This is a genomic window from Bradyrhizobium sp. 6(2017) (genome assembly GCF_011058295.2).
Classification (GTDB): Bacteria; Pseudomonadota; Alphaproteobacteria; order Rhizobiales; family Xanthobacteraceae; genus Bradyrhizobium; species Bradyrhizobium septentrionale.
Map to the genome: position 1 here is coordinate 7,465,397 of NZ_CP049289.2, position 13,385 is coordinate 7,478,781.

General features: G+C 65.2%; 11 protein-coding genes. 3 read left to right on the plus strand and 8 right to left on the minus strand.

From position 1 onward, the window contains the following. Window positions 1–170: 170 nt before the first annotated feature. A complete protein-coding gene (locus G6P99_RS35495) occupies window positions 171–1,718 on the plus strand; it encodes a gamma-glutamyltransferase family protein (protein WP_029079097.1) in 1,548 nt (515 codons plus the stop codon). Between the two features lie 22 nt (window positions 1,719–1,740). Here the strand turns inward: G6P99_RS35495 and fdhF are convergent, their stop codons facing one another. The 7 genes from fdhF to mobB all read right to left on the minus strand — a co-directional run bounded on the left by fdhF (window position 1,741) and on the right by mobB (window position 11,052). Continuing rightward, window positions 1,741–4,506 (minus strand): formate dehydrogenase subunit alpha, encoded by a 2,766-nt coding sequence (gene fdhF, locus G6P99_RS35500; protein ID WP_029079098.1) that lies wholly within the window; start codon window positions 4,504–4,506, stop codon window positions 1,741–1,743. Next, on the minus strand, window positions 4,503–6,209 hold the full coding sequence (locus G6P99_RS35505) for an NADH-ubiquinone oxidoreductase-F iron-sulfur binding region domain-containing protein (RefSeq protein WP_205751531.1): 1,707 nt from the start codon (window positions 6,207–6,209) through the stop codon (window positions 4,503–4,505). The genes fdhF and G6P99_RS35505 overlap by 4 nt, the downstream gene beginning before the upstream one ends. A 151-nt stretch (window positions 6,210–6,360) precedes the next feature. Next, window positions 6,361–6,636: a hypothetical protein gene (locus G6P99_RS35510; RefSeq protein WP_029079100.1), complete on the minus strand. Its 276-nt coding sequence runs from the start codon at window positions 6,634–6,636 to the stop codon at window positions 6,361–6,363. Between the two features lie 89 nt (window positions 6,637–6,725). Then, window positions 6,726–8,378, minus strand: coding sequence for an OFA family MFS transporter (locus tag G6P99_RS35515; RefSeq protein WP_029079101.1), 1,653 nt, complete (start codon window positions 8,376–8,378; stop codon window positions 6,726–6,728). Window positions 8,379–8,701: 323 nt separating this feature from the next. Further along, complete coding sequence (locus G6P99_RS35520; protein ID WP_029079102.1) at window positions 8,702–8,971, minus strand: sulfurtransferase TusA family protein; 270 nt, start codon at window positions 8,969–8,971, stop codon at window positions 8,702–8,704. Between the two features lie 83 nt (window positions 8,972–9,054). After that, window positions 9,055–10,308 carry a gephyrin-like molybdotransferase Glp gene (glp, locus tag G6P99_RS35525; RefSeq protein ID WP_029079103.1) on the minus strand — a complete coding sequence of 418 codons (1,254 nt, stop codon included), beginning with the start codon at window positions 10,306–10,308 and terminating at the stop codon, window positions 9,055–9,057. 216 nt (window positions 10,309–10,524) lie between these two features. Beyond that, a complete protein-coding gene (gene mobB, locus G6P99_RS35530) occupies window positions 10,525–11,052 on the minus strand; it encodes a molybdopterin-guanine dinucleotide biosynthesis protein B (protein WP_029079104.1) in 528 nt (175 codons plus the stop codon). A 93-nt stretch (window positions 11,053–11,145) separates the two neighbouring features. On the opposite strand from mobB, the gene G6P99_RS35535 reads away from it, so the two are divergent. Further along, on the plus strand, window positions 11,146–12,036 hold the full coding sequence (locus tag G6P99_RS35535) for a formate dehydrogenase accessory sulfurtransferase FdhD (RefSeq protein ID WP_029079105.1): 891 nt from the start codon (window positions 11,146–11,148) through the stop codon (window positions 12,034–12,036). Window positions 12,037–12,040: 4 nt separating this feature from the next. Further along, window positions 12,041–12,682: a molybdenum cofactor guanylyltransferase MobA gene (gene mobA, locus G6P99_RS35540; protein ID WP_029079106.1), complete on the plus strand. Its 642-nt coding sequence runs from the start codon at window positions 12,041–12,043 to the stop codon at window positions 12,680–12,682. Here mobA and G6P99_RS35545 read toward each other — a convergent pair. Next, window positions 12,676–12,984, minus strand: coding sequence for a hypothetical protein (locus G6P99_RS35545; RefSeq protein ID WP_245284553.1), 309 nt, complete (start codon window positions 12,982–12,984; stop codon window positions 12,676–12,678). The two genes, mobA and G6P99_RS35545, sit on opposite strands and share 7 nt — an antisense overlap. Window positions 12,985–13,385: the final 401 nt, after the last annotated feature.

A 13,385-nucleotide genomic window follows, 5' to 3' on the forward strand; every position in this document is an offset into this window, starting at 1 on the left:
GTGGTGCGATTTTATGAAATCGCATCACGATCCGGAAAGTGCCGGCCGCTCCTTGTTTGCGAGTGAATCGAAAGAACACGATGAATCTCCATGTCGATAAAACCTCCGCTCGATCTGACGGCGCTGCCGAGGCAGCACCGGGATCGCTGACAGCCCGCTCGACCCATGGCATGGTGACGAGCCCGCACGGGCTTGCCACCGAAGCAGGTCTCAAGGTGCTCCGTGACGGCGGCAACGCCATGGAGGCGGCGATCGCCGTCGGAGCCGTGATCACGGTCACCTGCCCGCACTTCTGCGGAATTGGCGGCGATGCCATCTGGATCATCGCCGACCGCAGCGGGCGCAAGAATGTCCTTATGGGGCTCGGCCAGGCGGTGGAGCATCCGCCGAACTTCCAGAATGCGATCCCCTTCCGCGGTCCCGGCTCCACGATCGTCACGGCGGGTGCCGTCGACAGCTGGGAGCAGGCTCACGCCTATTCGAGGGCGCATTGGGGTGGGCAGTTCAGCTTCCCGTCGCTGCTGGATGCAGCGATCGGCTACGCCGAAAACGGCTTTCCGATCACCGCTTCACAGCTGTATTGGCTGGACTTCAGAAAGACCGAGGTGGACCGCTGGCCCAACTTCTGCGCGACGTTCATGCCGAATGAGCGGCGCCCCAAAGAGGGGGAGAGCTTTGCTCAGCCGAACCTGGCGCACAGTCTCAAGGCGATTGCCCGGCACGGCGCGCGGGAGTTCTACGAGGGAGAACTTGCCGCAAGGATTGCCAAAGGACTGGAAGCTGTCGGCTCTCCGGTGACCGCGAACGATCTTCGCAAGACACGATCCTCCCTCGAGCAACCGGTCAGCCTCGATTACCGGGGCTTCACGCTGCTCGCACCACCGCCGCCGACACAGGGCATTTCCACCCTCGCCATCATGGGGGTCTTGCGCGAATTCGACCTCGGCAAAATTCCTGAAGGCAGTGCAGACTACTACCATCTGTGTGTGGAAGCGGTGAAGCAGGCGTTCCTGGACCGCCCCCGCATTGCGGACCCGGATTTTACCCCGCAACCGCCTGACCAATGGCTGGCTCCCGACCACCTCAAGCGCAAGGCGCAATCGATCAAGATGGACCGCGCGCTCGACTGGCCGCATCCGTTCAAGACCGGCGACACGGTCTACTTTGCGGTCACCGACCGGTTCGGGCACAGCGTCAGCGTCCTGCAAAGCACCTATTACGACTGGGGCAGCGGCATCGTGGTCGGGGATACCGGCATTCTCTGGCAGAATCGGGGAGCCGCATTCAGCCTTGATCCGCGCAGCCCGAACGTTGTTCGCGCCGGGAAGCGCCCGTTCTATACGCTTAATCCAAGCATGGTCCTCAAGGAGGGTACGCCATACGCTCTTTGCGGCACGCAAGGAGCCGACGGGCAGCCGCAAACGCTGGCAGTGCTGCTCACGCGCCTCTTGGACTATCGCCTCGATCCACAGGAAGCGCTGTCGCGCCCGCGTTTCCTGCTTGGCAAGACATTCTCGGACCAGCGCGACAGCCTCAAGCTCGAGGCCAGCGTCAGCGGCGACGCACTCGATGATTTGGCCAGGCGCGGCCACAGTCTCGCGACGATCCCCGCGCTTAGCCCGCTGGCCGGGCAGGCTGGAGCCATCGTGATACATGACGATGGCACGATCAAAGGCGCACACGATCCGCGTGGCGACGGTTGCGCCATCGGACTTTAGGGTGGGATTTTAGGCGCTCGCGTTACTCCGCCGCCGACCGGAACTCGGCCTTTTCGGCGCGCACCGCGCAGAACTTGAATTCCGGGATCTTGCCGAACGGGTCGAGCGCCGGGTTGGTCAACAGGTTCGCCGCCGCCTCCGCGTAGCAGAACGGCATGAACACCATGTTCTCCGGCACGTCGCGGTCGGCGCGCACCTTGACCTCGACGGCGCCGCGGCGCGTCTCGAGGCGGATGAAGTCGCCCGGAGCGAGCCCCTTCTTCCGCATGTCCTTCGGCGTCATGAACGCGACCGCTTCGGGCTCGATCTGGTCGAGCACCTGGGCGCGACGCGTCATCGAGCCGGTGTGCCAATGTTCGAGCACGCGTCCGGTCGACAGCACCATCGGATACTCTGCGTCGGGCAGCTCGTCCGGCGGGATCACCTTGGCCGGCACGATCTTGCCGCGGCCGCTCTCGGTCGGGAAGCCGGTGGTGAAGATGATCTCATTGCCCGGCTTGTCCGGATCGTCGACCGGATAGGTCACCGCGCCCTCGCGGACCAGGCGCTCCCATGTGATGTTCTTCAGGGACGGCATGAGCTGAGCCATCTCGGTGAAGACCTCGCCCGGGCCCGCATAATTCCAAGGCAATCCCATCCGCTTGGCGATCTCCTGGATAATCCAGAGATCCTGCCGCGCATCGCCCGGCGGCCTGATCACTTCGCGCGCCAGCTGCACGCGGCGATCGGTGTTGGTGAAGGAGCCGGACTTTTCGGCGAACGCCGAGGCCGGCAGGATGACGTCGGCGTGGAACGCCGTCTCGGTAACGAACAGGTCCTGCACCACGAGGTGATCGAGCATGGCCAGCGCGCCGCGCGCGTGCTGCAGGTCCGGATCCGACATCGCCGGATTCTCACCCTCGACATACATGCCGTGGATTTCGCCGGCATGGATCGCGTTCATGATCTCGACGACGGTCAGTCCGCGGACCGGATCGAGCTCCTGCCCCCACAGCTTTTCGAAGGCGCCGCGCATGTCGTCACGGCCGACCGGCTGATAGTCCGGCAGGAACATCGGGATCAGGCCGGCGTCGGAGGCGCCCTGCACGTTGTTCTGCCCGCGCAGCGGATGCAGCCCGGTGCCGGGGCGTCCGACCTGGCCGGTGATCAGGGCCAGCGCGATCAGGCAGCGCGCATTGTCGGTGCCGTGGACATGCTGGCTGATGCCCATGCCCCAGAAGATGATCGACGACTTGGCACGCGCGTAGGCACGCGCCACCTCGCGCAGCGTCTCCGCGGGAATGCCGCAGATCGCCGACATCTTCTCGGGCGTGAAGTCGACGATCTTGGCCTTGAGGTCTTCGTAGCCCTCGGTATAGCCGGCGATGTACTGCTCGTCAGTCAGGCCTTCGGTGATGATCGTGTGGATCATCGCGTTCAGCATCGCGACGTCGCTTCCGGGCTTGAATGCGAGGTGCTGCGTGGCGTGGCGCGACAGCGTCTGCCGGCGCGGATCCATCACATACAGCTTCGCGCCGCGCTTGGCGGCGTTCTTGATGAAGGTCGCGGCGACCGGATGGTTCACGGTCGGATTGGCGCCAATCACCCAGATCACTTCCGCGTCGGCCGCGGCCGCGAACGGCGCCGACACCGCGCCGGAGCTCAATCCCTCGAACAGGGCTGCCACCGACGAGGCGTGACACAGCCGCGTGCAGTGATCGACATTGTTGGAGCCGAAGCCGGTGCGGACCAGCTTCTGGAACAGATAGGCCTCCTCGTTCGAGCCCTTGGCCGAGCCGAACCCGGCGAGCGCCTTGGCACCCTTTACGTCGCGGATTTTCCGCAAGCCCGCCGCAGCAAGATCGAGCGCCTCTTCCCACGTCGCCTCGCGGAAATGGGTGTAGGGATTGGCCGGATCAACCTGGTCGTTGGCGTCCTTCTTGACACCCGGCAGCCGCACCAGCGGCTTGGTCAGGCGATTGGGGTGATGGATGTAGTCGAAGCCGAAGCGGCCCTTGACGCAGAGCCGGTTGTGGTTGGCCGGGCCGTCGCGGCCTTCCGCATAGATCACCTTCTCGTCCTTGACTTGGTAGGTGACCTGGCAGCCGACGCCGCAATACGGGCACAGCGAATCCACCTCGCGATCCGGATAGGTGACGCGGGTCTGCTTGTCGTCGAGCATCACGGAGGGCATCAGCGCGCCGGTCGGGCAGGCCTGCACGCATTCGCCGCAGGCCACGCAGGTCGACTCGCCCATCGGGTCGTCGAAGTCGAATACGATTTTCGAGCCGTGACTACGATAAGCCATGCCGATGACGTCGTTGACCTGGACCTCGCGGCAGGCGCGCACGCACAGGCCGCACTGGATGCAGGCGTCGAGATTGACCCGCATCGCCGGATGGCTGGCGTCGGCGGTCCAGCGCTCCGCCGCCGGAAAGCGGCTTTCCGTGACGCCGGTCTTCTCCGCCCAGTGCCAGAACTTGGAATCCGGATCGTGCGAGGTCTCGCGCGCCGGCTGGTCGGCGACCAGGAGCTCCATCACCATCTTCTGCGCCGCGACGGCGCGCGCGCTCTCGGTCTTGACCTTCATGCCGACCGACGGCGTACGCTTGCAGGACGCCGCCAGCACGCGCTCGCCCTCGATCTCGACCATGCAGGCGCGGCAATTGCCGTCGGGCCGGTAGTCCGGCGCCGGCGAGTAGCAGAGATGCGGAATCTCCTGCCCGCCGCGCTTGGCGACCTGCCAGATGGTTTCGCCCGGATTGGCCTCGACCTGCTTGCCGTCGAGCTCGAACGTGATCTTCGTCATTCGGCAGCTTCCTTGAACTCGTCGGGGAAGTATTTGATCACCGATGTCAGCGGATTGGAGGCGGCCTGGCCAAGGCCGCAGATCGACGCATCGCGCATCGCCTGGCTCAATTCGTCGAGCAGGGCCCGGTTCCAGACCGGCCGCTCCATCAGCTGCGCCGCCTTCTGGGTGCCGGCGCGGCACGGCGTGCACTGGCCGCAGCTCTCGTCCTCGAAGAAGCGCATCAGGTTCAATGCCGCGAGGCGAACGCTGTCCTGCTGCGACAGGATCACGATCGCCGCCGAGCCGATGAAGCAGCCGTATTTCTCCAGCGTGCCGAAATCGAGCGGGATGTCGTCCATCGAAGCGGGCAGGATGCCGCCCGATGCGCCGCCCGGCAGATAGGCGTGGAAGACGTGGCCGTCGGCCATGCCGCCGCAATATTCGTCGATCAGTTCGCGCACCGTGATGCCGGCGGGTGCGAGCTTCATGCCGGGATTCTTCACCCGGCCGGAGACCGAGAAGCTGCGCAGCCCGTGCCGCTCATGACGACCATGGCTCTTCCACCATTCAGCGCCCTTCTCGACGATGTCGCGCACCCACCACAACGTTTCGACATTGTTGATCAGCGTCGGCAGGCCGAACAGGCCGACCTGGAACGGGTAAGGCGGCTTGTGACGCGGCAGGCCGCGCTTGCCCTCGATGCTCTCCAGCAGCGAGGATTCCTCGCCGCAGATATAGGCGCCGGCGCCGCGGCGCATGTGCAGCTTCGGGCCGCCCGCAGGAAGTTTTGCGATCTCGCGTTCGAGGATTTCGCGGGCGGCCGGATATTCGTCGCGGATGTAGATGTAGACCTCGGGCGCGTCGACGATATGCGCGCCGATCAGCATGCCCTCGAGGAAGCGATGCGGATCGGTCTCGAGATAGTAGCGATCCTTGAACGTGCCGGGCTCGCCCTCGTCGCCGTTGACGGCCATCAGCCGCGGGCCGGGCTCGCCGAGCACCGCGCGCCATTTGCGCCCGGTCGGAAAGCCAGCGCCGCCGAGCCCGCGCAGGCTGGCATCATCGAGCGATTTGAGCAGGTCTTCCTTGGCGAGCTCACCTGAGCGCAGCTGGTTGAGCAGTTGGTAGCCGCCGTCCGCGACATAGGCATCATAGCCGATCGTGGTCGGCAGATGCGCATGGGTGTCGCCGGCCTTCGCTGCCGCCAGCACGTTGTCGACGGTCGCATGGTCGATGAAATTGTGACCGACCTCGGCGGCGGGCGCGGTGTCGCAACGCCCGACGCAGGGCGCGCGCACAACGCGAATGCCGGGGCCCGCCTTGTCCTTGAGTTCTTCGAGCAATCGCTCCGCGCCCAGCATCGCGCAGGTGAGCGAATCGCAGACCCGGATCGTCAGCGGCGCGATGTCGGGCTCGCCCTCCTTCACGATGTCGAAATGCGCGTAGAAGGTCGCGGTCTCGAACACCTCGGCGAACGACAGCTTCATCTCGTCGGCAAGGGCCGCGAGGTGCGCCGCCGAGATCTGGCGATAAGTGTCCTGGATCAAATGCAGGTACTCGATCAGCATATCGCGCTGCCGCGGACGGTCGCCGAGCAGCTGCTCGACCTCGTGGGCGGCGGTCGGATCGACCTGGCGGCCCTTGGGCGTGGCCTTGGCGCGCTTCCGCCCGGCACCCGGGTGCTCGAAATTGCGGACCTTGTGAACGTCATCCGTCGTCATCAGGGCGTCTCGTTTCCTGCTGCCAGATCAATAGTCTAGCCGTTGGCATGCCAGATGCCAACTAAATTCGAAGCATTCCAAACAGCATTAAGGGCATGCAGCCGGCGCTGTCACGCCCCTTGAAACCAACCCATTGCGGAACGGGCGGTTCTCACGTCTTGCCCATGCACTCCTCGATGTAGAACCAGCGGTCGTCACCGGTCAGCCCCTTCGACTTCACCTCGGCGCGGCAGGCCTTGAGCTTGGGCTTGTTGGCGCGCCACTGTGCCTTCATGGCCTTCAGCTTCTCCATCGTCAGCTTGATCTTCGACGGCTTGGCCGTGGTGGCGGCCGGTGCCGAGGCGGCCGGCGCCGCGGTCTGGGCCGAGGCGGCATGAAGCCCTATGGCGAGCAGCGCGGCGGCAAGGCAAATCCGGGTGCGAAACATCAAAATCCCCCAATCCTTTTTCTGTTCATTGAATAAAGCGAACGCCGCAGGTGCCGGGAACCGGCAACCCGCGGCGATGATGGTCGCGGTTAGAGGATTTTGACTGCGCTGAGCAGCGTCATGTAGATGCCCCAAGCCAGCGGAATGCCGACGAACAGCCAGAACAGCGCTGCCCTGCCGTCCAGACCGCCCTTGCCGATGCCGAACGATCCGGTCGCACCATTGCCACCGGTCGCCGTCGCCGCCTGCAACTTCGCCACGTCGGCATCGCTCATGTGCCACTTCGGATCGACCGGCTTGATCAAATAGTTGCAGATGAAGCCCGCGATCAGCATGGCGCACAGGATGTACATCGTGGTGTTGTAGAGCTGGTCGCGCGGCACGCCGGCGGCCAATTGGAATTCGCGGAGATAATTCACCACGACGGGGCCGATGATGCCTGCAGTCGACCACGCCGTCAGCAGCCGGCCATGGATCGCGCCGACGAACTGGGTGCCGAACATGTCGGCAAGATAGGCCGGCACCGTGGCGAAGCCGCCGCCATACATCGACAGGATGATGCCGAAGCCGAGCACGAACAGCAGCTTCGAGCCCATCGCGGCGAAGGTCGGCGCCAGCGCGTAGAGCACGATGCCGAGCACGAAGAACGTGTAATAGGTGTTCTTGCGGCCGATCTTGTCCGACAGCGAGGCCCAGAAGAATCGGCCGCCGATGTTGAACAGCGACAGCAGGCCGGCGAAGCCCGCGGCGATCGCCGCGATCTGCGCCTTCTGCGAGGCGTCGAGCGCGTTGAAGCCGACATTGGGCAGCCCGATCAGCTTGCCGGCGAAGATCTCCTGCAGCATCGGCGAGGCCATGCCGATCACGCCGATGCCGGCCGACACGTTCAAGCACAGCACCCACCAGATCAGCCAGAACTGCGGCGTCTTGTGCGCGTTATCGAGGTGCACGTTCTTGGTCGAGATCATCGCGTTGGCCTTGGCCGGCGGCGTCCAGCCCTCCGGCTGCCAGCCAGACGGCGGCAGGCGGTAGCGGAACGCGCCGATCATCATGAACACCAGATAGATCAGGCCCATGGTCAAGAAGGTTTCCCAGACACCGACCGAGGTCGGCGTCTTGAAATAGTTCATCAGGAGATTGGCGAGCGGTGCGCCGATCATGGCGCCGCCGCCAAAGCCCATGATGGCCATGCCGGTCGCCATGCCGCGGCGGTCGGGAAACCATTTCACCAGCGTCGACACCGGCGAGATGTAGCCGAGACCGAGCCCGATGCCGCCGATCACGCCGGAGCCGAGCCACATCAGCCACAATTGATGGGTGATGATGCCGATCGCGCCCAGCACGAGACCGCCGCACCAGCACAGCGCGGCGACGAAGCCGGCCTTGCGCGGCCCAACCCGCTCGAGCCAGCCGCCCCACAGCGCGGCGGAGACGCCGAGCACCACGAAGAACAGGGTGTACATCCAACCCATGCTCGCGACCTTCCAGTCGCAGGTGGTCGTGAACAATTCCTGGAACAGCGAAATGTCCGGGCATGCCTTCGGCGCGGTCAGGCCGATCGCGCGCGACAGCGGCAGCCAGAACACCGAGAAGCCGTAGGCCATGCCGATGCACAGATGGATGCACAGCGCGGCCGGCGGCACCAGCCAGCGATTGAAGCCGGCGGCCGCGATCGTGTGTTCCTTGTCGAGGAAACCTGCGCCTGCAGCCGATACGCGTCCGGCGCTGCTCATCGTCGTCATTGAAACCTCCCTGCAGCCGCCGTTACATCAGGCGTTCTGCCGTGTTCGATCCCGTCCCATCCCTTTGCGGCGCAATCATCACATTGCTCCGCGCATTTCCTGCATGCGCCGGGATCAGCCACGCGCATTCCCGAAATGCCAACCCCCAACACGGCCGGATATGCCCCGGTCGCGCGGCCCGCTCTGAACGTTAGGCCTGCCCTGTATTGCCCCACGCGCCCTGATCCGGGCACGACTTGATCTCCACAACCCGGTGGAGATTATCAATTCGCGCAGAATGGAAAATAGGTGTCGATTGGCAAAAGGTAGATATCAAGCTGCATCTAGCGCGCACGCGGCGATGCAGCATTTGAATTATCTATCGTGCCATTTGCTTTCTCGATCAAAAAAACGATGCGAACGTCGCTTCGTTCGGTGATCTCGACCTTGTCGCCGGTCTCCCGAATGAGATTCGGGATGTCGATCACCGAAAGCGGATCGGTGCAGTGCACTTCGAGGAAATCGCCCGCCGTCACGCTCTTCAGCGCCTTGCGCGTCTTCAGCGCGGGCAGCGGGCATTTCAGGCCGGTGAGATCGAGCTTTGTCGTGGTCATGATTCGACCATGGCGGAGCCGACTTATATCGTCAACGCAGGTTGCATCGTCAACGCGCCCTGCATCGTCAACGCGGGGCGCGCTCACATCAGGCTTGCATAGGACAGGAAGCCGACCGTCTGGCCGGGCTCAACGCGCGTCAGCTGCTCGCCCAATTCGACCAGCCCGTCGGTATCGACCAGCGACGACAGCAGGCCGGCGCCTTCGCGCGGAAACTTGACCGCCTCGCGCGCGCCGTCCACCGCCTGACGCAGGCTGACGCGGACATATTCGCGCCGCGCGATCTTCTTCTTGTAGGCAAAGGCCGCGCGCACCGGCAGCGGCACCAGCGGCTCCTGCCGCGCGCCCATCAGCGCCAGCACGGTCGGCCGCACCACATGCACGAAGGTCACGAAGCTCGCCACCGGATTTCCCGGCAATCCGATCAGTGGCGTGCCGTCGATGATGCCCATCGCCACCGGCCGCCCCGGCTTGATCGCCATCCGCCACAGCACGAGCTTGCCGACCGCCTCGACTCCGGCCTTGACGTGATCCTCCTCGCCGGTCGAGACCCCGCCGGTGGTCAGGATCAGGTCGTGCGCACCGGCAACGTCGCGCAGCGCGGAGGCAAGTGCTGTGCGCTCGTCGCGCAGGATCCCGAGATCGCTGACCTCGCAGCCGAGCCGGCGCAGCATCGCCATCAGCATGAAGCGGTTGGAGTCGAACAGCTGCGGCGGCGCGCGGTGATCGCCGGGTGAGACCAGTTCGTTGCCGGTGGAGAACACCGCAACCCGCAGCCGCCTGACCACGGTGAGATCGGTCAGCCCCAGCGCCGCCGCGAGCGCGACATGCTGCGGCCGCAGCCGCTGCCCTTCCTGCAGCGCAACATGCCCGAGCGGAATGTCCTCGCCGGCCGGGCGGACATTGGCGCCCGGCTTCAGCCCCGCCGGCAGCACGACATTGCCGTCCTCGAGCCGGACATCCTCCTGCATGAACACGGTGTCGGCGCCCTCGGGCATCGGCGCGCCGGTGAAGATACGCATCGCCTCGCCGCGCTTCACGGAGGCCTGCGCCGACGCGCCGGCCTGCACGCGGCCGGACAACGGAAACGCCTGCGCCTCGCTCGTCGGCAAGTCGGCGCTCGCCACCGCATAACCGTCCACCGCGGAGTTGGTGAAGGGCGGCAACGGCAGCGGCGCTGCGATGTCACCGGCGAGCACGCGGCCATCGGCCGCCGCAAGCCGCACGGTCTCGACATCGGACACCCTGCTGACGCGTGCGGCGATCAGGCTCACCGCCTCGTCCACCGACATCATCGGTCCGCCAAAGGCAAAGCAATCGTCGGACAGTTGCGCCATTCCGCCTCGTCAAAGTGAAATGAGATGAGCTCGCGTTACAACCGCAGCGGGATTGTGCTCCCTCTCCCGCCTGCGGGTGGGGGTGCCACCACGAGTCACATTGTGGAAAGAGCCCCCACCCGCATCGCATCTCGCGATGCGATGCGACCTCCCCCGCAAGCGGGAGAGGTGATGCGAATTCGTGGACAGGGCGATCCGACCAAAGGTCATCACACTTCAGCTCCCGGCCGAAGCCACAGCCAGCACGTCGTCGACCGCGATCGCGGATCGCAGCATCAAGGCCGCGACCTCCTCGATATCGTCGAGATGGGCGATCGGCAGCGACGTTTCAACCGCAACATCGCTGGCGATGCCGACCACGCTCGCATCGTCGGGAAACAGCAGCGGCTTGCCGTTGGCCGCGCGATGCACCTCGATCTTGTTGACCGGCTCGCGCTTGAACCCCTCGACCACGACCAGATCGACCGGCGCCAGCTTGGCGAGCAGCTCCGGCAGGCGCGGCTCGGATGCCCCGCGCAGCTCATGCATCAGCGCCCAGCGCCGCGTCGAGGACACCAGCACCTCGGTCGCGCCGGACTGCCGGTGCACCCAGGAATCCTTGCCCGGCACATCGACATCGAATTCGTGATGGGCGTGCTTGATCACGGAGACGCGAAGGCCGCGGCCAAGCAGATACGGGATCACCCGCGACAGCAAGGTGGTCTTGCCGGCACCGCTCCATCCCGCGAGGCCAATCACTTTCATTGCAGTCTCCCTACCGGCCGGAACCGGGGACTAGGCATCAGCTCTTGACGCTTTATATCGGCTGTGAGCCGTTGTCATGCTAGCCTGACCAACATGATGAAAATCGAGAAAGCGCCTGTTCCCCTGATCGTCCCCAATCCGGACGATCCGCGCCTGACCGAGCGCGTCACGGGCACCGACCAGACCGGCGCGGCGGTCGAGATCAGGGTGCCGGTGGAGCGGCCACTGACGCTGTATCTCAACGCGCAGGAGATCGTCACCATGATGACGATCGGTGACTATCCGGAATATCTGGCGCTCGGCTATCTCCTGAACCAGAACATGCTGAAATACGACGACGTCGTCACCGAGGTCGAGTATCACGACGACCTCGACGTCGTGGTCGTCCGCACCGAGCACAACACCAATTTCGAGGCGAAGCTGAAGAAGCGCACCCAGACCTCGGGCTGCGCGCAGGGCACCGCGTTTGGCGACCTGCTCGAGGCGGTCGAGAGCGTCGCGCTGCCCAAGGCCGAGCTGCGCACCTCCTGGCTCTACCAGATGACGCACACCATCAACACCATGCCCTCGCTCTATCTGGAGGCAGGCGCCATCCATGGCTGCGTGCTGTGCAAGGAAGGCACGCCGGTGTGCTACACCGAGGACGTCGGCCGTCACAACGCGGTCGACAAGATCGCGGGCTGGATCTATCGCCATGGCGTCGATCCCGCCGACAAGATCCTCTACACCACGGGACGGCTGACCTCGGAGATGGTGATCAAGACGGTGCGGATGGGAATCCCGATCCTGGTGTCGCGCTCGGGGTTCACCGCATGGGGCGTCGAGCTCGCGCGGCAGGTCGGGCTGACGCTGGTCGGGCGCACCCGCGGCAAGCGCTTCATTGCACTCTCCGGACAGGAGCGCATCGTATTCGACCAGAACCTCGACTATGTCGAGGATGAATCCGCGCGCCACAAACGCAAGGGCGAAGCGCGTGACGACTGACGTTATGACGCGCCTTGACCCGGCGCAGATTCCCGGCGTCCTGCTGGCGGGCGGCCTGGCGCGGCGCATGGGCGGCGGCGACAAGCCGATGCGCACGATCGGCGGCCGCACCATTCTGGAGCGCGTGATCGCGCGGCTGAAGCCGCAATGCAGCGAGCTGATCCTCAACGCCAACGGTGACCCCGCGCGGTTCGCGGCTTTCGCCCTGCCCGTGATCGCCGACACCGTGAAAGATTTTCCGGGGCCGCTCGCCGGCATCCTCGCGGCGCTCGACTGGTTCGCGGCGAACCGGCCTGAAGTGGCGCTGGTGCTGAGCGCGGCCGCCGATTGCCCGTTCCTGCCGCGCGACCTGGTGGCGCGGCTGCATCGGGCGCTCACCGACGAAAAGGCGCAGCTTGCGGTCGCGGCCTCCGACGGCCAATCGCATCCGGTGATCGGACTGTGGCGCGTCGACCTGCGCGACGAGCTCCGCCACGCACTGGTCGTGGAGGACATGCGCAAGATCGACCGCTGGACCGCACGTTACAGGCTCGCCACCGTGGCCTGGCCGACCACGCCGCTCGACCCGTTCTTCAACGCCAACACGATGGACGACATCGCGGACGCCGAGCGGCTGGCTGCGCTGGACGCGGCCGGCGCTCAATAAAACTGGGTCTTGGGGAATTCCTGCAGAAGCTGCGCCCAGATCACCGCGAACGCGATCAGGCCGCCGGCGCCGAGCGCCGCCGTGAACCGCGGCAACCGGCCGATCGCCACCATCAGCCAGGCCGGCAGGAAGAACAGGCCGAAGATCATGCCGAGCGGAATCACGGCAAGCCACTGAAAGCCGCTGCCGTCACCCGGCGCCACATGGGCGATGGCGTAGAAGATGTAGAGCCAGAACAGCGTGCCGGCCGCGGCAAGGACGGCGGCGATCCGGCGGAAATTGAGGGGCTGGGATGGCCTCATGGGATTGCTCATCCCCCTTGGTCGCAATCCTTGCCTGGCGAGTTCACTGACTGCCGGCCCGCCCCGGCTTGAACTGGTGCGCGACCGGCCGCGACAAACCGACATCGCAAGACCAAGCGGCCGGTGAGATGATCGACTTCCTCTGGGGTATCGTGGTTTTCATCTCGCGGGCGATCAATTTCGCCCTCGACATTGCGATCGGCTATATGACCGGATGAAGCGCCTCGCCGGCCAGATGACCGGCGCCGACAGGATCGTCGCCTTGCCTGATGACCCCAAGGCCAAGGTCGAAGGCCAAGGTCGCGGATAACGCGCGACGGCCGGATTGAGCGGCGGCCGCTCGCTATCCCGTAAGATCAGTCGATCCGTTGACTAACAGGCCGTCCCGGCTTGGCAAGCTT